We start from the raw sequence: 26149 nt of genomic DNA, 5'->3' as shown, positions 1-26149 counted from the left end.
GAGAATTGAAGATGACTAGCGCCCAACTCCCCATGCAGCCGGAAGCCCCCACCGCACTGGCAGACATTCACGACCGTGTAATGGAGGCTTACTACGGGAAGTTGGGTGAGCATTTCATGCGCGAAACCCAGACACGTATCCATTGGATCTGTGCACAGGTTTCGGGCAAAAGCGTACTCGACGTCGGCTGCTCCCAAGGCATCGTACCGCTACTTTTGGCCCGCGAAGGCTGCGACGTGATCGGCGTCGATACCAGCCCCCAGGCCATTGAAGAAGCCAAGTCGTACATGGCGGCCGAGCCGGCCCACGTGCAGGCAAAAGTGTCCTACGTGAACGCTGACTTTCTGTCGCTGAACGTCCAGGACGCGGAACCCGACACCATCGTCATCAGCGAAGTGCTCGAACACCTGGTTCGCCCGGAAATGTTCATCGAAAAAGCCGCTGCGCTGCTCAAGCCCGATGGTCGACTCATTATTACCGTGCCGTTTGGGGTCAATGACTTCATCGATCACAAGCACACGTTCTATTTGCTCGAACCCTTCCGCCTGCTGAACGAACACCTGCACATCACCCAGATCAAAGTGCTGGGCAAGTGGTTGGGAATGGTGGCGATCAAGAAGAGCGAGGCAACAGCACCTGCCGACGCACAGTTGAGCATGGAGCAGATCCAGAACCTGGAAAAAGCCTTCGAAGCGATCGAGCGCAATCTGCAAAACAGCCTCACCAGCACAAACAAAAGCCTGGCCGAAGCCAACAAGAAGTACCGTGCCGCCACTGAGCAAATCGCCCTGCTCAAGCCCCAGGCGCAAAAGGCTGAAGAACTCACGAAGAAAACCCTGGCCCAGGAAGCCGCTCTTGCCGAGCAGGCCGATATCAAGCTGCGCCTGGAAGAAGCCAACAAGAAATACCGCACTGCCAGCGAACAAGTACAACAGCTCAAGTCACAACTGGCTGAGCTGGAAAGCACCACGAGCCCGCGCCTTGAGCAAAACGACAAAGAACTGTCCGAGCTGCGCTCTCGACTCGAGGCTGCGCAAGAGCAGCTGAAGCAAACGCAAGCGCAGCACGATTCGCTGAAGGCACAACTGCAAGCGCTGCAAGCAGAAAGCCAGCTGCAGCTTGAGCAAAAAGACAAAGAGCTTGGCGAACTGCGCCCACGGTTTGAACAGACCCGGGAGCTGCTGCAGGACACTCAGGCAAAGCACGACCTGCTCCAGGCACAACTGGAAACGTTGCAAGCAGAAAGCCTGTTGGAGCTTGAGCACAAAGATAAAGAGCTTGGCGAACTGCGTCCACGGTTTGACGAAAACCGGGAGCTGTTGCAAGACACTCAGGCACAGTACGACCTGCTCAAAGCACAATTGACGGCATTGCAAGCAGAAAGTCAGCTGGAGCTTGAGCAAAAAGATAATGAGCTTGGCGATCTGCGCCCACGGTTTGACGAGATCCAGCAGCAGCTGCAAGACACTCAAGCCCGGCACGACTTGCTCAAGGCGCAACTGCAAGCGCTGCAAGCAGAGCATCAGTTGGAACTTGAGCAAAAAGAGCAGCAACTGGCGCAGTTGCAGGCACTGACTCAGGAATCACAAACCCTGGCGGCCCAGAACGTTCGCCTGCAGGAGCAACTGACAGAGGAGCAGGCGGGGCGCCATCAAGCCGAGACCGCGCGAATCAGCATCAGCCATGATGCCGAGCAACAACTGCATGCCCATGAAGCTATCCAGGCACGCCTGGAGGAAGACATCGACACGCTGCTGCTGCAAGTCGACGATCTGAACAACCTTCACGAACGGGAAATGCAAGAGCTGAATAATGAACTCAAGGAGTGCCGTGCTCGTATCACCGAGCTTGCCGGCCTCCTTGAACACGAGCGCTCTATCCGTCCGCTGCTGGAAAGTGAACTGGCCACCTGCGAAGCCCATGTGGCGCAAATGGACAGGGAGCTGCAGGTCAAGACCGATCAACACCTGGTTGTTTCCAACCAGTTTGAAAGCGAGCGCAGCGCCAGGCAACAACTGGAATTGACAATTAACGAACTTGAGCACCAAGCCCAGGAAGCGTTGCTACAAGGAGAGAAGCTCGCCATGCGCCTACAACAGCAAACCAATGCCCTCGAAGATCTTCGTCAGCAAAATGCCGACCTGCAGGAATTGGCACAACGGGAACTGCGCAGTCGCGAAACGGCCGAGCAGCAACTGGCAACGGCTCAGGAACAAGCACAGCTTGAACTGGCGAACCGCGAGGCCGCCGAGCAGTTGCTGGCAACTGCCCAGGAACAGGCACAGCTTGAACTGGCGAACCGCGAGGCCGCCGAGCAGTTGCTGGCAACTGCCCAGGATCAATGGCGCCAGCAACAGGCTGACCTCCTGGAGCAGATACAACTGGAACGGTCGAGCCGCGAGGCTACCGACCAGTTACTGGCAACGACCCAAGAACAATGGAGCGATGCCCGTCAGCGGATGGAAAGCGAGCTGACGTCCTCCAAAGGCTGGATCGAGGCTGCCAATCAGAAATATCGCGAAGTCACAGGCAAACAAATCCCGCACCTGAAGACCAATCTGGAAAAGCTGCTTGAGCAAACAACCGCTCAACAGCAGAAGATCGAAGAGCTCAACGACAACCTGCATCGCGCCAATGCCAAACGCCACTTGGCTGAGCAGCGCTTGATCAAGACCCGTTCGAGCCTCACCTATCAGTTGGGCTACCAACTGAAGGCCAGCGCCAGCTCGCTGGGCGGGATCATTCGCCTGCCAGGCACGCTGTTCAACCTGTACCGCCAGGCCAGCAAGAGCCGCAAGGACACCACCCAGAAAGCCATCGGCTTCGACCGCCCGACCGCCCTGCTGCCCGCACCACAACACATCACCAATACTGCCGCCCTGCCCGCTGCATTGGGCGATACCGAGTACGTGCGCAATCGCCTGCTCAACCACGAACAGAACAATGCTGCCTCGCTGAAAGTCGCCTGTGTGATGGACGAGTTCACCTACGGCTCCTATCGCCATGAATGCAACCTGCTGCAACTGACACCAGAAGGCTGGCACGCGCAATTGCAACAGTTCCAGCCAGAACTGGTGTTTATCGAGTCTGCCTGGCGTGGCAAGGATGATTTGTGGGGGAGCAAGGTCGGCCATAACAGCCAGGAGTTGCAGGACATCCTGAAGTGGTGCAAAGACCACAAGGTGCCGTCGGTTTTCTGGAACAAGGAAGACCCGGTCCACTTCGAGACCTTCCTGTCCACCGCCAAGCAGTTCGACTTCGTGTTCACCACCGACATCGACTGCATTCACCGCTACAAAGGCGCACTGGGGCACGAACGTGTGTACCTGCTGCCTTTCGCCTGCCAACCGGCAGTGCATAACCCGGTTGAGCTGTACGAGCGCAAAGACGCGTTCTGCTTTGCCGGCGCCTACTACGCCCGCTACCCGGAACGTACCCGCGACCTGGGCAACTTTGTCAGCGAGTTGCCGCGCTTCCGTCCGCTGGAGATTTTCGACCGCAACTTCGGCAAGAACGACGCCAATTATCAGTTCCCTGAGCAATACCAGCCGTACATCGTTGGTACATTGAGCTTCGAGCAAATTGACCGGGCCTATAAGGGATATCGCTACGCGATCAACCTCAACTCGATCAAACAGTCGCAGTCGATGTTCGCCCGCCGGGTCTTTGAACTGCTCGGTTCCAACACCGTTACCGTCAGCAACTTCTCACGCGGTGTGCGCCTGTTGTTTGGTGATTTGGTGATTACCACCGACAGCGGCCCGGAAATGTTGCGTCGCCTGAATACCCTGGCCGGTAACGAGCGAGACAGCGACAAACTGCGCCTGGCAGCCCTGCGCAAAGTGATGCAAGAGCACACTTACGCGCACCGCCTTGGCTATGTAATGAGCAAGGTGACCGGCAAGGCCCAGCAAGACGACCTGCCGCACGTTTGCATCCTTGCCGATGCCGCCAACAGTGCCGAAGTCGAAGCCCTGACCCAACACTTGCAACGCCAGCGCTACACCAACCTGAGCATGCACGTGGTGGTCAACGACACCGTCGGTAAAACCGCAGTCAAAGACCCACGTGTGAAGCTGATCTCCCGTAAACAGCTGAGAAAGATCAGCCTGGGAGAACTGGCGGGCGACGCGCCCTTGTTCGCCGCAATGGTCAGCGAAGACTATTATGGCCCCAACTACATGCTCGATATGGTTCTGGCAACGCGCTACAACCAGGCCCAAGTGATCGGCAAAGTGACCCATTACGTTCGCGACGCACAGGGTGTTCACCTGCAAAACCCAGGTCAGGCCTATCGCCGTCCGCGCAGTATTGCTGCACGCGCTGCGCTGATCAAAACCAGCCTGATCGCCCAGCAGCCCGCCGCCGAGTGGCTGAAGAAACTTGCGACGCTGCACTACGAATACGAGCAGTCGCTGGCTATCGACGCGTTCAACTACTGCAAGAATGCCGCCGGCGCCAACGCGCAGGAAGTGACCAGCATGGTGGACGATCTTGATCTGTACACCGGCATCACCATCGACGAGTTGCAAAGCCGCGCCGAAGCGATCAAGCCACTGGAAGTCAGCCACACCTGTGCAGAAATCAGTGGTCGCGACCTGGCAGCGATGTTCGGACCGATCCGCAGCAAGCAAGTGGAAGAGTACATCGACGCGGATACCTGGCAGATCACCTCCTCCCTCGCCGATGGCAAGCACGAGTACCACTATGCCAAGCACGAGCTGGCTGTCGACGAACTGATGAAGGACGAACAACTCAAACTGTTCCTCGACGCGACACCCGGCCTGAACATCCAGTTGGTCGTGCTGTTCCTCGACGCGCAGAAGCAACGCATCAGCCATGTCATGCAGTACGCCAACCGCAATCAGACCAGCGACGTCCCGCCAGAGGCCGCCTACATCCGCCTGGGAATCCGTGCGTATTCCAATGGCAGTGCCGGCATCAAGGCCCTGGTCCTTGGACATCGTGACCTGCAGCCGTCTGAAATGCTTGCCAAGTCCGATTACCTATTGCTGACCAACCATTACCCGTCCTACGACGATCTATACCGCAATGGATTCGTGCATACCCGCGTTACGGCATACCAGGAACAGGGCGTCAACGTAGACGTATTCCGCCTGCGCAAAAACGAGCCGGTCAGCTACCACGAATTCGAAAACGTCGACGTCATGACAGGTTCCCAGGCCACCCTGGCGAAAATGCTTGAATCGGGCGCCTACAAAACCATCCTGGTGCACTTCCTGGACCCCGACATGTGGGAAGTCCTGCGCCGGCACCTCAACACCACCAAGGTTATCGTCTGGGTGCATGGCGCCGAGATTCAGCCGTGGTGGCGCCGCGAGTACAACTTCACCACCGAAGCACAACTGGCTCTGGGCAAGCTCGACAGTGACAAACGCATGAGTTTCTGGCGCAACCTGCTGCAACCCATGCCGACAAACCTGAAGCTGGTGTTTGTATCCCGTTACTTCGCTGAAGAAGTGATGGAAGACCTTGGGTTCCGTCTGCCGGAAAGCCAATACGAGATCATTCACAACCCGATCAACACCGAGCTGTTCTCCTACGTGGAAAAGCCGGTTGAACAGCGCAAGAAGATCTTGTCGATTCGCCCGTATGCCTCACGCACCTACGCCAACGACTTAAGCGTCAAAGCCATCCAGTTGCTCGCACAGAAGCCTTGGTTCAACGAGCTGGAATTCCGGATGATTGGCGATGGCCCTCTGTTTGAAGAAACGCTGGCACCGTTGCGGCAGTATTCGAATGTGCAGATACAAAAGGGCTATTTGAAACAGAAAGAGATTGCCGAACTGCACAAGGAATACGGAGTGTTCCTGTGCCCTAGTCGCATGGATACTCAAGGTGTGTCGCGTGATGAGGCAATGGCTTCCGGGTTAGTCCCTATAACTAACAGCGTCGCGGCGATCCCCGAGTTCCTTGACCAAGACTGTGGCTTTCTGTCCGACTCCGAATCTTTCACGGGATTAAGTGATGGTATTGAAGCAATGGTTCTGAACGCAAAGCTCTTCACGGAAATGTCTCTAAATGCTAGAAAGCGGGTCACAATGCAAAGTAACAAGACACATGTTTCAAAATCCGAGCTGAAAATAATTGGTGACACCACCAGCAAATGAAAGCAAGCAAAAAACCAAACCACTTGAAAATCAAAGTCGAATAGAGCACTTAAACATGAAAAAAACATTAGCCTTACTTAGCATCCTGTTCACCCTCTCTGCTTGCGAGGACACAAAAAAAGTTGATGAGAAAGCTGTCAACGCTACCGAGCAGAAGAGCAATCTGATACTCAAAGACGGCACACCGATCAACCTGACCGGAACAATCGTAAAAACAACGACAAAAAAAGATGGTGCGATCGAAGTCATCACTCACACGGTTAAGTTTGATTCAGGATCAAAGATTGCAGAAAATTCGGTATACAGCATATTATCGAAACAGGGCTATACACGAAAAGTAATTGAGAGCACTGATGAAAAATTCAAGGTCCATTACTACAAAAAAGATCAACCTACTATCGGTAGCGTTTATCTAGAAAAGTCTGACCAGGCAGGTCAATCATCTGTGCTTTCCATCTATTGGAGAATTATATAAATAAAGCCCACCAATTACAGACCACTGCCGCAGACTAACTTTTAGAGTAGAGGAAAAAAAATTGCCCACCCCGAAGCACGTGAAGAACTGAAGATGACTAGCCTTCAAAATGCTATAAAATCGACAGCCGGCTGGTGCTTCTCGCTTGGCCGGAAATTCATGGGTGTGACTCCAACCTCTACTCTAATTGTGCAAGCAGCGAGCCTATCTGCACAAATTTTATTGGTCTTAACATTTTTTCTGCCCATTAAAATACTTATATTATTAGGATCAGATGCGATTCCGCACTACTACCCTGCCTACTTTAGAGCCTTGGAAAAGTCCCACTTAATAATGGGACTTAGTGCGCTCGCCTTAGCTTGCTACTTTTTATATTTAATATCGGAACTTGCGGTTTCATTTTTCTCAAAAAAGGGAGCCAAAAAGCTATTAGCACAAAGTGCCAAATTAACTCTATTTGAGAAACAGCAGTTACTCGCAACTCAAGCATATGAAAAGTTCACCCGTGCGTTATCAGCAGGAACTTTTGCCGCCATCACCTTCTTGGTATTAAGCTATATCTACCCGTCACTACTAATAGTTTCCATCCTTTATATTGCGACTATGCTATTACTTATAACGACCCTTCACAACAGAAGTACGACCGTGCGTAGGCTGCTGAGCGTTCACTACAGAGTCATATTGAATGTACTAGCCTCCGTTGGATTTCTCATGACGTTTCTCTTCATGATTGCAGACTTCCTTTTTATGACTCCACCAAAAATATTTGCTGCCTTAATTGCCTTGCTTTTGATCAGACAGGGGATGTCGCGAGTTGCCGTATTACTACAAAATCTAACTTCTCTTCGCTCGCAATATAGGCAGATAAATGCATTATTTTTTCATGGCCAGCAACTTGTAACCAACACCACTAACCACACCATCCAGACGAAAAGACTTCTGGATGAAGAACAGAGGTGCATTTGGATCCAAGAGGCGATGAACTGCATCACTCCAAAAAAATCAAATCTGCGCAACACTTCATGGCATCAGATTGGCCGAAGCAATATATACTCCTTCGAAGCACGATTCGAATCAGATGATGACCCGTGCGAAAAAAATTATCTATTCAAACTTTTTGATAGCAATAGTTTTTCACTAGCCGAACAAGAGCGCACATTGCTAACTTGCGTCTATGGCATTCCCGCTCCAATTTTTCTCGGAGAAACAAAAGTAGAGAACCTTACATGCCACGTTTTTCAACTTGAAAACTATCGAAAAGCAATGCCTAAGGAATTCGGAACCGGAACAACTTCAATCAATAGCGCATTGCTCGCAATCGAACCATCGGAGGCCCTAAAGAAACGTTTCAGCCGCTCCCATTTATTTCTTGAACAACGTCTCTCCGATGAGTTACTAACTAGTCTTTCCATCGTTGCCACGCCCCAGCAATCGATCACGTTGACGCTTTTCTCCGAGAAGTACGACATACTCAAACAAGTTCTCTCCCAACTTCCACGCCAGATCATATCACTGAATACAACACCGGATACTCTACTCATATCCGACACTGGCGATACCTGCCTAAGTCACTGGGCAGGCTGGAAAATGGAGCCAGTTGGTGCCAACTGGCCAATAGGCGAACGTGCCAAATTGGAACAAGCATTTCGCCAAGCGCTACTTAAGCGTCCAAGTCTTGCTGATGTTCCAGTAGATGCAGTGACACTGTGCACACTCACTTATGCTTTCGAAAGCCTGTGCCAACGCGCCAGATATGTTGAGGCCATTTCGCTATTGCCTGAGATGCTTGAGAAACTTGAAGCCATAGAGACTTATATCGTTGAATAGAGATAATACGCTGTGACCCGCATAGCAATGATCGTCTGGAATGAGTTCCGCAACGACGCCCGTGTATTAAAAGAAGCCCAGACGCTTCAATCTGCCGGTTACGCCGTCACCGTGTTTGCCCTGCATACACCCGGCGTGACTCAGGAGAAGGAGACACTGCAAGGCGGTATCAAGGTGGTACGCGTGGCGCGCAGTCCGTTGTGGAAGTTGCGCAAGACCAGGACTGGCGCTGAGGTGGGTGCGGCTACCCCGCCTGCTGCCAGTGGCGCCATTGGCCGCTTGAGCCCGGCCAAGCAAGTGTTGCGGATAATTGCACGCTTATGGACACATGCCGGGTTGCTGACGCGGATCGCCTGGCATCGGGCGGCGGTGGTCCATGCCCATGACGTCAATACACTGCCAACGGCCTGGCTGGCAGCCAAGCTCAGCGGGGCTCGGGTGGTGTATGACGCTCATGAAATCAGCACCAGCCGCGAAGGCTATAACAGCTTTCGTGGATTGGTCGCGCGGGTCGAAGCTGCATTGATGCCGCGGGTTCAGGGCACCATTACCACCACGGATGCACGGGCGAAGTTCTTTGCGCGTGCCTATGGCATTCCTCGCCCGATGGTGTTGCAGAACCGACCGCGCCTGACTGTCAGCCCGGCCAGCCAGCGGATCCGCGAGGAACTGCAGTTGCAGCAACCCTGGCCCATCGTGATCTACCAGGGCGGTTTGCAGCAGGGGCGCGGCCTGGAGCGACTGGTACGTATCGCGGCCTCGGTGAAGAACGCCTACTTTGTGTTCATTGGCGGCGGCAGGCTGACCGCGCCATTGACCGCGCTGAGCCAGGAACTTGAGCTGACCGAGCGAGTACATTTCATCCCGACGGTATCCTTGGCAGACCTGCCCAGCTACACCGCATCTGCCGATATCGGTGTGCAACCTATCGAAAATACGTGCCTGAACCACTTCACTACCGACTCCAATAAATTATTCGAATACTTGATTGCCGGCCTGCCCGTCGTCGCGACCGACCTGCCGGAGATCCGCCGTATCGTCAGGGCCCATGACATCGGTTTGCTGGTGCGTGAAAGCGACGATCAACAACTGATCGACGCACTGAATCGTTTAGTCAATGACCCGATGCTGCGCCAGACACTGGCAGCAAATGCTGCAAACGCCGCGAAGCAACTGAACTGGGAGCAACAGGAAGCACAACTGGTCAGCCTGTATGGCTGCGTCCTCAAGGACCAACCTTATTGCGCTGAAGCCGGCCAATGACAGTGCGCATTCTGCTCCTGAGCTTCTACTACCCGCCTGATCTGGCGGCGGGTTCATTCAGGGCCGAGGCGCTGGTGCGGGCATTGCTCGAGCAAAATAACTGCCAATTGCATATTGATCTGATTACCACACAACCCAATCGGTATCACTCCTACAATGCGCCGGCCGATAGTTCTCAAGGGATCTCGCGGCTCTCGATCAACCGGATCGACCTACCCACTCATAAAAATGGTGTAGTCGACCAGGCCAAGGCGTTCGCCGCCTACGCGCTGGGAGCCCACAAAGCCACCAAAGGCAAAGATTACGATTTGGTGGTGGCCTCCTCTTCGCGCCTGATGACCGCCGCCCTCGGCGCTTCGATTTCATTCAAAAGCAAAACGCCGCTTTATCTCGATATCCGCGATATCTTCGTCGAGACCTTGCCAGAGCTGTTTCCAGGGATGGTCGGCAGAGCCATGACGTATTTCTTCTCCTGGGTGGAGCGCCTGACTATTCGCCAGGCGACTCAGGTCAACCTGATTTCACCGGGCTTTCTGGGTTACTTCAACGAGCGTTACCCGAACAAGGTCTTCTCCACCCACACCAATGGTGTCGATGACCTTTTCCTGGAACCGCTGGGTAAGCGCGAAAAATCCGATGTGCCGTCGACCGAGTTGAAAATCGTGTATGCGGGAAATATCGGTGCAGGCCAAGGGCTGGAACATATCATCCCGGCGATGGCAGAACAGTTGAAGGGTATCGCCCATTTCTATGTCATCGGTGACGGCGGCGCGGCCGGCAAGCTACGTCGTGCACTGGAAAGCAAAAACGTATCAAACGTCAAAATGATCGCGCCAACCAAACGCTCGAATCTGGTGGATTATTACGAGCAGGCAGACGTGCTTTTTTTACACCTTAATACGTTCAAGTCGTTTCAACGGGTGCTGCCTTCCAAATTGTTTGAGTATGCCGCTACAGGCAAACCCATCCTGGCGGGCCTGGCGGGTTATGCAAAGCAGTTCACCAAGTCCAAGATTGCCAATGCCACGGTGTTTGAACCTGGCGATATCGAAGGCGCAATCAAGGCGCTGAAGCGCCTGGACCTGACCTCCATCAGCAGGGCCTCCTTCGTGCAGGATTACTCCCGGGTTTCGATCCAGCAGCGCATGGCGCTGGATGTACTGGGGACGCCTGAACTGGATAATGCAAAAACCTCCTGGTACCTGCGCTTCAAACGCTGGCTTTTCATCCAGATAGATTGGATTGGCGCAGCCTGCCGCTACCCGGTAATGGCCGAAGTCCTGACCGCTTCCTTCCTGGGTTGAGCGACACCGTCTTTTCGCATCAGCAAGGTATTCCTCGACCCACGATCAGCGTTTTCCCACGCAGGAAAGTTTCTTTTCAACAATTCCCCCAGCCTGCCGACAACCTGTCAAAGCCTTGCGGATTGAATCAATATGCGTAACAACCAGCCCGTTACCCAGCGCGAACGTACCTTCCCCGCTCAGCAACGGTTGATCTCCACTACCGATGCCAAAGGTGTGATTACTTACTGCAACGACGCGTTTGTCGAAATCAGCGGGTTTTCCCGGGAGGAGCTGTCACGCGCCCCGCACAACCTGGTTCGTCACCCGGACGTGCCTCCCGCGGTTTTCGCACATATGTGGGCGACGCTCAAACAAGGCCTGCCATGGATGGGCATCGTTAAAAACCGTTGCAAGACTGGCGATCACTATTGGGTCAATGCCTATGTGACGCCGGTCTTCGAGGGCGCTCAGGTAGTCGGTTATGAGTCGGTGCGCGTCAAACCTACTGCCGAGCAGATCCGCCGCGCCGAAGCGCTGTACCAGCGTATCAACAAGGGCAAGTCGGCCATTCCAAGCAGTGACAGATGGCTGCCGGTGCTGCAGGACTGGCTGCCGTTTATCCTGGTCAGCCAACTGAGTTTCCTGATCGGCATCTGGCTCGATTCCCATTGGGGTTTTGCCCTGGCCGCCGCACTTTCCGTACCGCTGGGCCTGTTGGGCCTGACGTGGCAGCAACGTGGTCTGAAGAGATTGCTGCGCCTGGCCGAGCAAACCACTTCCGACCCATTGATCGCGCAGATGTACACCGACAGCCGTGGCGCACAGGCACGCCTGGAGATGTCGATCCTCAGCCAGGAAGCACGGCTTAAGACATGTCTGACGCGCTTGCAGGACACCGCCGAGCATCTTAATCAGCAGGCTGCACAATCCAATACGCTGGCCCACAACAGCTCCACCGGACTGGAGCGCCAACGGGTAGAAACCGAACAAGTTGCCACCGCCATCAACCAAATGGCCGCGACGACCCAGGAAGTCGCCAGCCACGTGCAACGCACAGCCGATGCCACCCAGGAAGCCAATCGCCTGACCAGCCGAGGCCGCGATATCGCCGGGGAAACCCGCGAAGCCATCCAGCGCTTGTCGGTGGTCGTCGGGGAAACCGGCGCCACGGTGACCCAACTGGCCAAGGACAGTGACGAAATCGGTGGCGTGGTGGATGTGATCAAAGGCATCGCCGACCAGACCAACCTGCTGGCCCTGAATGCGGCTATCGAAGCAGCGCGTGCTGGCGAGATGGGCCGTGGTTTTGCGGTGGTCGCCGACGAAGTACGACAGTTGGCCCAGCGCACCAGCGAATCCACCGGGCAGATCCACGCACTGATCGCCAAACTGCAACAGACCGCCGGCACCGCCGTACAAACCATGGACGCCGGGCACCGCCAGGCCGAAGAAGGCGTGGCGCGGGTTATGGAAGCGGATCAGGCGCTGGCGGGCATCAGCGAAGCCGTGGCGCATATCACCGACATGACCACCCAGATCGCGGCTGCCACCGAAGAGCAGAGTTCTGTGGCCGAAGAAATCAGCCGCAACATCAGCACCATCGCCCTGCTGGCGGACCAGACGTCGGAACAGGCCTTGAACTCGGCAAAGTTGAGCGAGGAGCTGACGCATACGGCGAATACGCAATATTCGTTGGTGGAGCGGTTTAACCGGTAAAGCCGGATAAGCCTCACTAGCAGGCCAACTCCACGCTTGAGTGTACCTACCACTCGATGCGGGGGTTGGCCTAAGCCGTGAGCCGATAGAATCCACTCGGCCACGCCAGCTTCGAAAGACTCGGAAAAATCCACATTTACGCTAGCGCAGATGCAAAAGCGTGAAAATCATGTATTGGGAAGAGCAACGTCTTTCCAATTGCACATACATAGATTGCTGATGTGAATGCGGTTGCCTTGGCCAGTAGTAAATCCGTTTGTCGCTGTCAGACCTGCTCCGTCAAGAAACGCAGCATACTCGCTAGGCTCCACCCGGGAGCCTTCCGTGGAGGGAAACTCAAACGAGAGGTAGTTTGCACCGTTAGCTAGCCAGTTCGGCAATGTAACCATTTCATTGTAGGTGCCCGCAGCTCCAACTACAGTCCAGCGCCCGACCAGGGGAGCGTAGTTTCTGAGCGCGGCGATGACAGCACCGAATCCGCCAAGAGGGCGGTCTGCACTCAGTCCATCGCCTGTCCCATTCGGAGCCATGTAAAGTCTGTTACTTTCCGTATTTGAAAGCTGCAGGTGAAACACATCAGAACCAGCCTTAATGGCGCCCGCCCCTACATGACGTACGGAGTGCAAATCTGGAATGCTCGATGTGCTTATCGACGGTGAAAGTGTTGCTGGCCAGTACAAATCAGCCCCAAGAGCTTCGCGGCAGCTACGGCAGACTCGATGTGGTGTTGGTTGGATGTGCGCTGCCATCCACTGGCGTTTTCACATAGTCATTAAGCGACACGCAGTCCCGAAGCCTTTGCTGCACCGTCCTGACGATCTCTTCAGGAGCATTAGGCATATACAGAACGTCAGCCGAACTGATTGAAAGCCCATCGCCCAAGTGTTGAGGATCAGCAGCAGTACCGTTTGTATTAAGTGTCATGCTTGAAGCTCCGCCTGAAGGTAAAAATGCCCGCACTGGGATTCTGAGTGGTACTGAGCTGGCTGGCGTTTCAGTCAGCGAGAGCTGCGGGTTAGGAGAATTGAGGCCTGATCGTTGCACGATGCCAATTTGCCTTCACTTCTGTATAGTAGCGCTGCTTTTTAGGAAAGGGCTGCACGCTTGCACCTGTTTTTAGGTGAGCGGTTTAGATGCATTACCCACCCTGCCAACGGAATGGAAGTCTTACGTATAGAAATTTGAAGACCGTCCACTCTCAACAACAATTCACATTATTCTAGTGAACACGAAATGACATACATAAGACATGATATTCAAGCGCTTAGAGGGCTTGCTGTTGCACTGGTAGTGCTGGACCATATAGGTCTTCAATATCTGAAAAATGGCTTTCTGGGCGTTGATATATTTTTTGTCATTTCCGGATTCCTAATCACTGGAATCATATGCAAAAAAATTAAAGAAGATAATTTTTCGTTCGCTGATTTTTACCTCAGAAGGGCTCGAAGACTTCTCCCATCAGCATTTGCTGTTATTATACTAACCTCCATCGGATCTATTTTTTTTCTTAACTCTATTGAGCTTCAAGATCTCGAGTCGCAAATCATCGGCGCTTTAACCTTTAGTATCAACTTTGTGCTCTGGGGCCAGACGGGTTATTTTGACATAGCCGCAAACTTCAAACCTCTATTACATCTCTGGTCACTCGCTGTAGAAGAACAGTTTTATCTTGTTCTTCCTTTCATCCTGATCATTACCCCGCAACGCTTCTGGCCATGGATGATTGGCCTGCTTATAGTGCTAAGCTTGGCAATATGCATTTACCTCTTGGGAACTGACCGAAGCGCCGCTTTTTACCTATTGCCATCGCGAGCATGGGAATTGCTTTTAGGATCCGTCGGAGCACTAATAGCCCACAACAATAAAATCAAATCAATTTCAAAAGCTGCTCTTATCCCAGCAATTTTAGCATTGATTACAATACAATTCGTCGACACCGGCTTTCCACATCCAGGCCTAGACGCGGTCATAGTTTGCGCAGCAACACTTTTTATCATCTTGGCCGCGGGCAAAAAACTTAACGACTCTGCGCTACTAACGCCACTAGCCAAGCTAGGCGACATCTCCTATCCCCTGTACTTGGTTCATTGGCCAATCATCGTATTTATGAACAGCTCATATATAGGGCCTATCCCCATTACCGTTAAGGCCGGTGCTATAGTGCTCTCTATAACCTTAGCAATTGTGATTCATAGATATCTGGAAAACCCACTACGCTTCGCAGGCCAGCGCCCAGCGCCTACATTTGCCGCATATGCTTGTGCCGCAACTGCTGTTCTGGTGTTTCACCTCGCGCTAATTTCTGCCTCAAAACCGGAAATTGACTTTGTAGAGAATCGGGTACCTAACAGGGGGCTTGACAAGTCCTGCGATAGTCCAAAATTCAATGATAGCGACAAGTGCAAAACCAGTAACTCGCCAAGCACGCTTGTATGGGGTGACTCGTTTGCTATGCATTTGGTGCCTGGCTTAGCACAGGCTCAAAAAATTGATCTTCGCCAAGCAACCTTTAGTGCGTGCCCTCCTTTTTTAGGCGTCTCTCCATACAACACAAAAAATCCGAATCCCAAAAAAGTTGAGAACTGCATTAATTTTAACGATTCGGTCTTTGACTTTGTGAAAGCACACAGCGAAATCAAAACCGTTATAATTGGTGCATCATTTGCCCAATATGCCAACCCAGGTTCTAAAAACTCCAACAGGCAACCAGACGGAAGCATCGAACTTTCCGACACGGGCCTATAATCGCTTAAGAAAAATATGCGACACACAATAGAATCTATTAAGTCTCACGGAAAAAATGTTGTAGTAATTTCATCAACACCGGGAATAACCACAAACAATCTGCTTTGCATGGAAAGAACTTTAAGTAAAAAAATCACTTTCGGCGAAACCGGTGATTGTAACAAACCGCGCGCGACGTATGACAAACAAACAAAAAACATAAGAGAGTTCTATACATTTGTTGAATCCGAACTAAACACTAAAGTTATCAAGCTTTCCGACACACTCTGCAATGATATGTCTTGCGTTAGCATCATAGACAACACTCCTATATATCGAGATGAGGGGCACCTGAGTAAAGTAGGGTCAATCAAAATCTTCGAAATGGCAGAACCAGTAATCAATTGACTGAGTGTACGGGCAATACCGAGAGGTCATTGCTCGAGTCCAGCCTGGGGAAACAAATTCACGCATAACAATTTTAACTATCACAGAGATATTGTATAATGGAGGGCAACTAAGCATAGTCAGACCCGCGATTTTAGGAGAGAAAACTGTGAAAGACGGATTAATCCCTAACTTATAAAAGCATCTGAGAAATTAAAAACAAGGGCTTCAATACGCCCTTGTTTTTTTATAAGTTCAATTATAAAGATCCAAACCCACCATAAAGCTCAGGACATTCATCTCCGGACTTCAAGGCCGTGCGGTCTTGGTGCGGTACATAGCAAGTCCCAAAAATAAAGATCGCATTTTCAAACTGTAAGATTCATGGGTCGTTTACGAGTATTTAAAAATACTGTAACCCTCCCCGCCGCAACCTCCAAATGCTGCTCATGACTAACCCCCGACGCCTTCAACGGCTTCAAATCATGATCCCCCGTCGCCAGCCACATCACTTCAATACTCGGCGACAGTTCATATCCCTCTACCGTCGCTCGGTTCCCCAGCGCATCCCGTTCACCTTGCACAATCAACGTTGGTGTCTTCAGACCGGCCAGGTGTTCGACCCGGGGTTTTTCCGGTTTGCCCACCGCATAGAACGGATAGCCCAGGCACACCAGTGCGTCAGCGCCGAGTTCGTCGGCCAGTAGACTGGCCATTCGTCCGCCCATGGACTTGCCGCCGATGGCGAGGCGACCCGTGACATGGCGTCGCACCCCGGCATATACCTGGCGCCAGCATTCCAAGAGTTTTGGTGCCGGATTCGGGGGGCGTTTGCCGCCGTCCAATCGGCGCTGGGCCATGTAGGGAAACTCGAAGCGCAATACGTTGACGCCATGCCCGGCAAGGCGTGTAGCCATGTCGTCCATGAAACCCGAGTCCATCGGTGCGCCGGCGCCGTGGGCCAGGATCAATGTCGGGGCTTGGCCTGGGGGCGTGCCCGATGCGGGGTTCCATAGCCAGCCGCGTTCACGCACATGTTGCGCCCATTGATCCCCGTCAATACTGGCCTTGTGCTCTTTGCCCATGCTTGCCTCGCTTTTTAGTCTGCCTATAACTCCAGCCCAAGTGCCGCACTGGCTTGGGTTGAACCGTGGATGGGGAACCATGAACACTACTTTAAGTACCGCCTATAACTACAAGGTGGTCCGCCAATTCGCCATTATGACGGTGGTGTGGGGCATCGTCGGCATGGGGCTCGGGGTTTTTCTCGCCGCCCAGTTGGTATGGCCCGAACTCAACTTCAATCTGCCTTGGACCAGTTTCGGTCGATTGCGCCCGCTGCACACCAATGCGGTGATCTTCGCCTTTGGTGGTTGCGCGCTGTTTGCCAGCTCTTTCTACTCGGTGCAGCGTACCTGCCAGACCCAGCTGTTCGCGCCGAAAATCGCCGCGTTCTGCTTCTGGGGCTGGCAGTTGGTGATTGTGCTGGCCGCGATTACCTTGCCACTGGGTTACACCAGTTCCAAGGAGTACGCCGAGCTGGAATGGCCGATCGATATCCTGATCACCATCGTCTGGGTCGCCTACGCCATTGTGTTCTTCGGCACGGTGATGAAGCGCAACACCAAGCATATCTATGTCGGTAACTGGTTCTTCGGTGGGTTCATCATCACCGTGGCGATCCTGCATATTGTCAACAATATGGAAATCCCGGTCAGCCTGACCAAGTCCTACTCGCTGTACGGCGGTGCGACGGATGCCATGGTGCAGTGGTGGTATGGGCATAACGCCGTAGGTTTCTTCCTGACGGCCGGCTTTTTGGGAATGATGTACTACTTCGTGCCGAAACAGGCCGAGCGCCCGGTTTACTCCTATCGCTTGTCCATCGTGCACTTCTGGGCGCTGATCACCCTGTATATCTGGGCAGGCCCGCACCACTTGCACTACACCGCGCTGCCGGACTGGGCGCAGTCGCTGGGCATGGTGATGTCGCTGGTCCTGCTGGCGCCGAGCTGGGGCGGCATGATCAACGGCATGATGACCCTGTCGGGTGCCTGGCATAAGCTGCGCAGCGACCCGATCCTGCGCTTTCTCGTGGTTTCCCTGGCGTTCTACGGCATGTCGACCTTTGAAGGCCCGATGATGGCGATCAAGACCGTCAATGCCCTGTCCCACTACACCGACTGGACCATCGGCCACGTACATGCCGGCGCCCTCGGTTGGGTGGCGATGATTTCCATCGGCGCGCTGTACCACATGATCCCGAAAGTCTTCGGGCGCGAGCAGATGTACAGCCTCGGCCTGATCAACGCGCATTTCTGGCTGGCCACTATCGGCACCGTGCTCTACATCGCTTCGATGTGGGTCAACGGTATCGCCCAGGGCCTGATGTGGCGTGCGGTCAACGAAGACGGCACCCTGACCTACTCCTTCGTCGAAACCCTGGTGGCCAGCCACCCAGGCTTCATTGTGCGGTTGGTGGGCGGTGCGGTCTTCCTCAGCGGCATGTTCCTGATGGCTTACAACACTTGGCGCACCGTGCGTTCGGCGCAACCTGCCGAAATCACCGCTGCGGCGCAGATGGCCTGAGGAGTCCGTGATGAAACACGAAACGATTGAAAAGAACGTCGGCCTGCTGATGCTGCTGATGGTGCTCGCCGTGAGCATCGGCGGCCTGACGCAGATCGTCCCGCTGTTCTTCCAGGACGTGACCAACAAGCCGGTGGAAGGCATGAAGCCCTACACCGCGCTGCAACTGGAAGGCCGCGACATTTACATCCGTGAAGGCTGCGTCCAATGCCATTCGCAGATGATCCGGCCGTTCCGCGCCGAGACCGAACGCTACGGCCACTACTCGGTCGCCGGTGAAAGCGTGTGGGATCACCCGTTCCTGTGGGGCTCCAAACGCACCGGCCCGGACCTGGCACGCGTGGGCGCACGCTACTCCGACGACTGGCACCGCGCGCATTTGTACAACCCGCGCAACGTCGTACCCGAGTCGAAGATGCCGGCCTATCCATGGCTGGTGACCGCCCAGGTCGACAGCAGCCACACCGAAACCAAGCTCAAAGTCATGCGCACCCTCGGCGTGCCGTACACCGATGCGGATATCACCGCTGCGGTGGACAGCCTCAAGGGCAAGACCGAAATGGACGCACTGGTCTCCTACCTGCAAGTGCTCGGCACTGCGATCAAGAGCAAGAGGTGAACCATGGGTTTTGAACTGGATACCGGAATGATCCGCGGCCTCGGCACGCTGGTGGTGGCGATTGCTTTCATCGGTCTGTCCCTGTGGGTGTTCAACTCCAAGCGCAACCCGGAGTTCGCCGAAGCCTGCCTGCTGCCATTTGCCGATGAACCCAAGCCTGATGCCATTGGCACCCCATCCGACGCTCAAGAAGAGCCTGTAACAAGGAGCATTCGGCCATGACTACCTTTTGGAGTACATGGATCTGTGTACTGACCCTCGGCAGCCTGATCGGCCTGACCTGGCTGCTGTTCGGCACCCGCCGTGGCGAAACCAAAGGCAGCGTCGACCAGACCATGGGCCACGCGTTCGACGGCATCGAGGAGTACGACAATCCCTTGCCGCAATGGTGGTTCCTGTTGTTCGCCGGCACCCTGGTGTTTGCCGTCGGCTACCTGATCCTCTATCCGGGCCTGGGCAATTGGAAAGGCGTGTTGCCGGGCTATGAAGACGGCTGGACGCAGACCAAGGAGTGGGACAAGGAAATGGCCAGGGCAGACGCCAAGTTCGGGCCGATCTTCGCCAAGTTTGCGGCCATGCCCGTAGAAGAGGTGGCCAAAGACCCGCAAGCCTTGAAAATGGGCGGGCGCCTGTTTGCCTCCAACTGCGCGGTGTGCCACGGCTCCGATGCCAAGGGCGCCTATGGCTTCCCGAACCTGGCGGATGCGAACTGGCGCTGGGGCGGCTCGGCGGAGGCGATCAAGCTGAGCATCATGAACGGTCGCCATGCGGCGATGCCGGCCTGGGGTGAAGTGCTGGGCGAGGACGGTGTAAAAAACGTCGCGGCCTACGTGCGCCATGACCTGGCCAAGTTGCCGCTGCCGGCTGACAGCAAGGTCGACCTGGCTGCCGGCCAGCAAGCGTTCAACACCACGTGCGTCGCTTGCCATGGCGCTGAAGGCCACGGCGTCGAAGCCATGGGCGCGCCGAACCTGACGCAACCTGCCGGCTTTATCTACGGCACCAGCCTGGCGCAGTTGCAGCAAACCATCCGCCACGGTCGCCAGGGCCAGATGCCAGCCCAGGAAGCCTTGCAAGGCAATGACAAGGTTCACCTGCTGGCGGCCTATGTCTACAGCCTGTCCCACGATGCTGATGGCGCAACGCCTGAAAGCCCTGCCCAATAACCGCTGACTGCCGCTCCGATCCGGGGCGGCAACCGGTTTTGCACGCGACCAAGTGTCACACCCTCCCAAAACACACCTTTCCCCTCCTGCCATTCGGGTCTACGCTTTCCTCCACAGCGGACTGGTTCTGGCGTACGCGGCTACAATCGTCGCGACCTGAAAAAAATCCTGTCCACTTGATCAGCTTTATATTTCGGATTTTGTCCTTACACCAAACATGGAAAGGGCGCAGAATCTGGTTTGGAACGCATTGACGCAGGTCAGCGTTACGTTGCAATGGCACTTCGCTTTCTCCATACTTGCGACCGATTTTTATCCTAATAAAACACCTAAACCGTGGAACCTTAGAATGAGCACAGCAATCAGTCCGACTGCTTATAACTATAAGGTAGTCCGCCAGTTCGCCATCATGACGGTGGTCTGGGGGATCCTTGGCATGGGGCTCGGTGTCTTCATCGCCTCGCAACTGGTCTGGCCGGAGTTGAACTTCGACTTGCCATGGACGACGTTTGGACGCCTACGCCCGCTGCACACCAACCTGGTGATCTTCGCCTTCGGCGGATGTGCACTGTTTGCCACTTCGTACTATGTCGTGCAGCGAACCTGCCAGACGCGACTGATTTCCGACGGCCTCGCCGCCTTCACCTTCTGGGGCTGGCAAGCAGTTATCGTCGGCGCCATCATCACCCTGCCAATGGGCTTCACCACCACCAAGGAATACGCGGAATTGGAATGGCCACTTGCCATCCTTCTGGCGATTGTCTGGGTGACCTACGGCATCGTGTTCTTTGGCACCATCGTCAAGCGCAAGACCAAGCACATTTATGTCGGCAACTGGTTCTACGGTGCGTTTATCGTGGTGACGGCGATGCTGCACATCGTCAACCACGCGTCACTGCCGGTGAGTTTCTTCAAGTCCTACTCGGCGTACGCCGGTGCGACCGATGCGATGATCCAGTGGTGGTACGGCCACAACGCTGTGGGCTTCTTCCTCACCACTGGCTTCCTGGGGATGATGTACTACTTCGTGCCCAAGCAGGCCGAGCGTCCGATCTACTCCTATCGCCTGTCCATCGTCCACTTCTGGGCGCTGATCACCCTGTACATCTGGGCCGGTCCGCACCACTTGCACTACACCGCGCTGCCGGATTGGGCGCAATCGCTGGGCATGGCCATGTCGATCATCCTGCTGGCTCCGAGCTGGGGCGGCATGATCAACGGCATGATGACCCTGTCGGGCGCCTGGCATAAGCTGCGCACCGACCCGATCCTGCGTTTCCTCGTGGTATCGCTGGCGTTCTACGGCATGTCGACCTTCGAAGGCCCGATGATGGCGATCAAGACCGTCAACGCCCTGTCCCACTACACTGACTGGACCATCGGCCACGTACACGCCGGGGCCCTGGGCTGGGTAGCGATGATCTCGATCGGCGCGCTGTACCACATGATTCCCAAGCTCTACGGCCGGGCGCAGATGCACAGCACCAGCCTGATCAATACCCACTTCTGGCTGGCCACGATCGGCACCGTGCTTTACATCGCTTCGATGTGGGTCAACGGCATCACCCAAGGCCTGATGTGGCGTGCCATCAACGATGACGGCACCCTCACCTACTCCTTCGTCGAAGCGCTGCAAGCCAGCCATCCTGGCTTCATCGTTCGCGCCCTCGGTGGTGCGTTCTTTGCCAGCGGCATGCTGTTCATGGCCTACAACGTCTGGCGCACCGTGCGTGCCTCGAACGCTGTAGAAGCTGAAGCCGCCGCCAAGATCGCCGTCGTGGGAGCTCACTGATGAAGCATGAAGCAGTAGAGAAGAATATCGGCCTGCTGGCCTTCTTCATGGTCATCGCCGTGAGTATCGGCGGCCTGACCCAGATCGTTCCGCTGTTTTTCCAGGACGTGACCAACAAGCCGGTGGAAGGCATGAAGCCGCGCACCGCCCTTGAACTGGAAGGCCGCGACATCTACATCGCCAACGGTTGTGTCGGCTGCCACTCGCAGATGATCCGTCCGTTCCGTGCCGAAACCGAACGCTACGGCCACTATTCGGTCGCCGGTGAAAGCGTATGGGACCACCCATTCCTGTGGGGTTCCAAGCGTACCGGCCCGGACCTGGCCCGTGTGGGCGGTCGTTACTCCGATGACTGGCAGCGTGCGCACTTGTACAACCCGCGCAACGTGGTGCCCGAATCGAAAATGCCGGCGTACCCGTTCCTCGTGGAAAACAAGCTCGACGGCAAAGACACTGCGAAAAAAATGGAAGTCTTGCGCACTTTGGGCGTGCCTTACACCGATGAAGACATCGCCGGTGCCCAGGCCGCGGTAAAGGGCAAGACCGAAATGGACGCGCTGGTGGCCTATCTGCAAGGCCTGGGCACCATCATCAAAAGCAAACGGTGATCTGAATGGATATCGGGATGATTCGAGGCCTGGGCACCGTTGTCGTGATGGTGGCCTTTATCGGCCTGGCCTTGTGGGTGTTCAGCCCCAAGCGCAAGTCAGAGTTTGAAGACGCGACCTTGCTGCCTTTTGCGGATGATCCCGAAGCCATCAAGCACGTCGAGCAAGCTTCTAGGAGTAACAAAGAATGACTACGTTCTGGAGTCTGTACGTCACAGTCCTCAGTCTGGGTACCATTTTTGCCCTGACCTGGCTGCTGCTGTCGACCCGCAAGGGCCAGCGCGCCGAGCAAACGGACGAGACGGTTGGCCACTCGTTCGACGGGATCGAGGAATACGACAACCCGCTGCCAAAGTGGTGGTTCATGCTGTTCGTCGGCACCATCATTTTTGCCCTGGGTTACCTGGTGCTATACCCGGGCCTGGGCAACTGGAAAGGCCTGCTGCCGGGCTACGCCTACCTCGATAATGACAAGCAAACCTCGTTCGCCAACGGTCAGACCGGCTGGACTGGCGTTCACGAATGGGAAAAGGAAATGGCGCGCTCGGATGCCAAGTTTGGTCCGATCTTCGCCAAGTTCGCCTCGATGCCCATTGAGGAAGTCGCCAAGGACCCGCAAGCACTGAAGATGGGTGGACGCCTGTTCGCTTCCAACTGCTCGGTATGCCACGGTTCCGACGCCAAGGGCGCCTATGGCTTCCCGAACCTCACCGACGCTGACTGGCGCTGGGGTGGCGAACCGGAAACCATCAAGGCATCCATCATGGGGGGCCGCCATGCGGTCATGCCTGGCTGGGCCGCAGTGGTGGGTGAACAAGGCGTGGCCGACGTGGCCGGTTATGTGCTGACCCAGCTCGACGGCCGCAAACTGCCGGAAGGCGCCAAGGCCGACGTGGCCAACGGCGAGAAACTCTTCGCGGCCAACTGCGTGGCCTGTCACGGCCCGACCGGCAAAGGTACTCCAGCGATGGGCGCACCCGACCTGACTCATCCGGGCGCGTTCATCTACGGTTCGAGCTTCGCGCAACTGCAGCAGACCATCCGTTACGGCCGCCAGGGCCAGATGCCTGCGCAAGAGCATTTGCAAGGCAACGACAAGGTGCATTTGCTGGCGGCGTATGTTTACAGCCTGTCCCACGGGGACAAGAAGGCTGATGCCGAATAAGGCAAGACGCTAAAAAAACGGCCCTGTCAGCACATACTGACAGGGCCGTTTTTGCTTCGGACTGAATGCTGCGATGAACAGCCACAACGACCAATCTCCCACACTTAGCCTGTTCGTAAGTGGTAGACCGCGGCGCTCACTCACCACATCGGCTAAAACCGCCCATACTCAACCTGTCAATTGATCCAGGTCACTTACACCATCATTTGATTTCCCCCAACGCGACCAAAGGTCGCACCCTTTCACCAGGACTACAGGCGTATCATTACGCCACTGCAACACCCTTATTTTGACCCCGGCTGGCACGTACTGGCCGAGGCAAATCTCCACTGCCGTGGGATGTAATGATGAGCGACCAGATTCCCGTACATGACGTTACACCGCCTGCCAAAAAAGCCAGCAACAGCGTCGATCTCTACGCCTCGCGGGAGAAAATCTACACTCGCGCCTTCACCGGTCTGTTCCGTAACTTGCGCATGCTCGGGGGTGCCGGCCTATTCCTGCTGTACTTCGGTACGGTGTGGCTGAACTGGGGCGGACACCAAGCCGTCTGGTGGAACCTGCCAGAGCGTAAATTCTTCATCTTCGGTGCGACATTCTGGCCACAGGACTTCATCCTGCTGTCGGGCATCCTGATCATTTCAGCGTTTGGCCTGTTTTTCATCACGGTGTATGCAGGCCGTATCTGGTGCGGCTACACCTGCCCGCAGAGCGTGTGGACCTGGATCTACATGTGGTGCGAAAAGGTTACCGAAGGCGACCGCAACCAGCGTATCAAGCTGGACAAGGCGCCGATGAGCACCAACAAGTTCCTGCGCAAACTGAGCAAACACACGTTGTGGCTGTTGATCGGTTTTGTCACCGGCATGACCTTTGTCGGCTATTTCTCACCAATCCGGGAGCTGGTGTTCGAGTTCTTCACCGGGCAGGCCGATGGCTGGTCGTATTTCTGGGTCGGCTTCTTCACCCTCGCCACTTACGGCAACGCCGGCTGGCTGCGCGAGCAAGTGTGCATCTACATGTGTCCGTACGCGCGCTTCCAGAGCGTGATGTTCGACAAGGACACCCTGATCGTTTCCTACGACCCGCGCCGTGGCGAAGCCCGTGGCCCGCGTAAAAAGGGCGTGGACTACAAGGCTCAGGGACTGGGGGATTGCATCGACTGCACCATGTGTGTGCAGGTCTGCCCCACCGGTATCGACATCCGCGACGGCCTGCAGATCGAATGCATTGGCTGCGCCGCCTGCATCGACGCCTGCGACGCCATCATGGACAAGATGGACTACCCTCGCGGGTTGATCAGCTACACCACCGAGCACAATCTGTCCGGGCAAAAGACCCACAAGTTGCGCCCGCGCCTGATCGGTTACGCGCTGGTGCTGCTGGCGATGATGAGCCTGTTGGCGACTGCGTTCTTCATGCGCTCGCTGGTGGGTTTCGACGTGAGCAAGGACCGGGTGCTGTTCCGCGAAAATGCCGAAGGACGGATCGAGAACGTCTATAGCCTGAAAATCATGAACAAGGACCAGCACGACCACACCTACCTGCTGGACGCCACCGGCCTGCCGGACCTCAAGCTGCAAGGCCGACGCGAGATCAAGGTCGCCGCCGGGGAGATCTTCACCATGCCGGTAGAACTGTCGAGCGCACCGGAACAAATGCCGTCGACCACCAACGAGGTGAAATTCATCCTCAAGGATGCTGACGATGAGAGTATCCACGTTGAAGCCAAGAGCCGGTTCATCGGCCCACAAAATCGTTGAAAGAGAGCAGAACAATGCCCGTAGCAACTGCCGCTAGCCCCTGGTACAAGCATCTCTGGCCCTGGATCATCATTGGCATCCTGGCCTGTTCGGTGACCTTGACCTTGTCCATGGTCACCATCGCGGTGAACAACCCGGACAACCTGGTCAACGATAACTACTACGAGGCAGGCAAAGGCATCAACCGCTCCCTTGATCGCGAGCGCCTGGCGCAAACCCTGCAAATGCGCGCCAAGATGCACCTGGATGAGCTGACCGGCGAAGTGGAACTGTACCTGACAGGCAACAGCGGGCCTGCCACCCTGGAATTGAACCTGATTTCCCCCACCCAGCCGGAGAAAGACCGCAAGGTCGTGCTTACTCGCAGCGAGAGCGAAGCGGGGCGTTACATCGGCCAGGTTACCGACAAAGTCGAGGGCCGTCGCTTCGTTGAGCTGCTGGGGGTGGAAGGCAACACGGTCTGGCGCATGTTTGAAGAGGAAGAAGTCAGCCACGGCAAAGACTTGCAGTTGGGTGATGAGCCGTTGCAAGGTGCTGAAGACCTGAAGAACTAAAGCCTGCGCTTCGCGCATCGCGGGCCAGCCCGCCCCCCACAGGAGACCGCGGTCAAATGTGGAAGCGGGCTGGCCCGCGATGAG

General features: G+C 55.3%; 17 protein-coding genes and 1 pseudogene. 17 read left to right on the top strand and 1 reads right to left on the bottom strand.

Annotation, left to right across the window (positions count from 1 at the left end; genetic code table 11):
• Positions 1-11: 11 nt before the first annotated feature.
• The 7 genes and pseudogenes from OQ460_RS07760 to OQ460_RS07730 all read left to right on the top strand — a co-directional run bounded on the left by OQ460_RS07760 (position 12) and on the right by OQ460_RS07730 (position 15830).
• On the top strand, positions 12-6131 hold the full coding sequence (locus tag OQ460_RS07760; protein ID WP_410021255.1) for a methyltransferase domain-containing protein: 6120 nt from the start codon (positions 12-14) through the stop codon (positions 6129-6131).
• Positions 6132-6186: 55 nt separating this feature from the next.
• Positions 6187-6606 (top strand): hypothetical protein, encoded by a 420-nt coding sequence (locus OQ460_RS07755; protein WP_410021254.1) that lies wholly within the window; start codon positions 6187-6189, stop codon positions 6604-6606.
• Between the two features lie 93 nt (positions 6607-6699).
• On the top strand, positions 6700-8433 hold the full coding sequence (locus OQ460_RS07750; RefSeq protein WP_410021253.1) for a hypothetical protein: 1734 nt from the start codon (positions 6700-6702) through the stop codon (positions 8431-8433).
• A gap of 12 nt (positions 8434-8445) precedes the next feature.
• Positions 8446-9696, top strand: coding sequence for a glycosyltransferase family 4 protein (locus tag OQ460_RS07745; RefSeq protein WP_410021252.1), 1251 nt, complete (start codon positions 8446-8448; stop codon positions 9694-9696).
• Positions 9693-11000 (top strand): glycosyltransferase family 4 protein, encoded by a 1308-nt coding sequence (locus OQ460_RS07740; protein ID WP_410021251.1) that lies wholly within the window; start codon positions 9693-9695, stop codon positions 10998-11000. The genes OQ460_RS07745 and OQ460_RS07740 overlap by 4 nt, the downstream gene beginning before the upstream one ends.
• A gap of 132 nt (positions 11001-11132) precedes the next feature.
• Positions 11133-12698, top strand: a complete 1566-nt coding sequence (locus OQ460_RS07735) for a methyl-accepting chemotaxis protein (protein ID WP_410021250.1) — start codon at positions 11133-11135, stop codon at positions 12696-12698.
• Between the two features lie 1233 nt (positions 12699-13931).
• Positions 13932-15830 (top strand): annotated as a pseudogene (locus tag OQ460_RS07730) (acyltransferase family protein).
• Positions 15831-16177: 347 nt separating this feature from the next.
• Here the strand turns inward: OQ460_RS07730 and OQ460_RS07725 are convergent.
• Positions 16178-16894: an alpha/beta family hydrolase gene (locus tag OQ460_RS07725; protein WP_410021249.1), complete on the bottom strand. Its 717-nt coding sequence runs from the start codon at positions 16892-16894 to the stop codon at positions 16178-16180.
• Positions 16895-16973: 79 nt separating this feature from the next.
• Here OQ460_RS07725 and ccoN (OQ460_RS07720) point away from each other — a divergent pair, with 79 nt between their 5' ends.
• The 10 genes from ccoN (OQ460_RS07720) (at position 16974) to OQ460_RS07675 (ending at position 26065) form a co-directional block, all read left to right on the top strand.
• Positions 16974-18398, top strand: coding sequence for a cytochrome-c oxidase, cbb3-type subunit I (gene ccoN / locus OQ460_RS07720; protein ID WP_410021248.1), 1425 nt, complete (start codon positions 16974-16976; stop codon positions 18396-18398).
• 10 nt (positions 18399-18408) lie between these two features.
• Complete coding sequence (gene ccoO / locus OQ460_RS07715) at positions 18409-19017, top strand: cytochrome-c oxidase, cbb3-type subunit II (RefSeq protein ID WP_029300055.1); 609 nt, start codon at positions 18409-18411, stop codon at positions 19015-19017.
• Positions 19018-19020: 3 nt separating this feature from the next.
• Positions 19021-19239 (top strand): cbb3-type cytochrome oxidase subunit 3, encoded by a 219-nt coding sequence (locus OQ460_RS07710; protein WP_029300053.1) that lies wholly within the window; start codon positions 19021-19023, stop codon positions 19237-19239.
• Positions 19236-20183, top strand: coding sequence for a cytochrome-c oxidase, cbb3-type subunit III (gene ccoP / locus OQ460_RS07705; RefSeq protein ID WP_410021247.1), 948 nt, complete (start codon positions 19236-19238; stop codon positions 20181-20183). Before OQ460_RS07710 ends, ccoP (OQ460_RS07705) begins: the two co-directional genes overlap by 4 nt.
• 349 nt (positions 20184-20532) lie before the next feature.
• A complete protein-coding gene (gene ccoN, locus OQ460_RS07700; protein ID WP_410021246.1) occupies positions 20533-21975 on the top strand; it encodes a cytochrome-c oxidase, cbb3-type subunit I in 1443 nt (480 codons plus the stop codon).
• Complete coding sequence (ccoO, locus tag OQ460_RS07695; protein ID WP_410021245.1) at positions 21975-22583, top strand: cytochrome-c oxidase, cbb3-type subunit II; 609 nt, start codon at positions 21975-21977, stop codon at positions 22581-22583. Before ccoN (OQ460_RS07700) ends, ccoO (OQ460_RS07695) begins: the two co-directional genes overlap by 1 nt.
• Positions 22584-22588: 5 nt before the next feature.
• Entirely contained in the window at positions 22589-22774 is a 186-nt protein-coding gene (locus tag OQ460_RS07690) for a CcoQ/FixQ family Cbb3-type cytochrome c oxidase assembly chaperone (RefSeq protein WP_003175465.1), read from the top strand.
• Positions 22771-23748 carry a cytochrome-c oxidase, cbb3-type subunit III gene (gene ccoP, locus OQ460_RS07685; protein WP_410021244.1) on the top strand — a complete coding sequence of 326 codons (978 nt, stop codon included), beginning with the start codon at positions 22771-22773 and terminating at the stop codon, positions 23746-23748. The genes OQ460_RS07690 and ccoP (OQ460_RS07685) overlap by 4 nt, the downstream gene beginning before the upstream one ends.
• A 347-nt stretch (positions 23749-24095) precedes the next feature.
• Positions 24096-25511, top strand: coding sequence for a cytochrome c oxidase accessory protein CcoG (gene ccoG, locus OQ460_RS07680; RefSeq protein ID WP_410021243.1), 1416 nt, complete (start codon positions 24096-24098; stop codon positions 25509-25511).
• Between the two features lie 14 nt (positions 25512-25525).
• Positions 25526-26065 (top strand): FixH family protein, encoded by a 540-nt coding sequence (locus OQ460_RS07675; protein WP_410021242.1) that lies wholly within the window; start codon positions 25526-25528, stop codon positions 26063-26065.
• Positions 26066-26149 lie beyond the last annotated feature (84 nt).

Source organism: Pseudomonas imrae (genome assembly GCF_046352735.2).
Lineage (GTDB): Bacteria > Pseudomonadota > Gammaproteobacteria > Pseudomonadales > Pseudomonadaceae > Aquipseudomonas > Aquipseudomonas imrae.
Note: the sequence above shows the minus strand (reverse complement) of the source record. Positions and strands in the feature narration are given on the sequence as shown.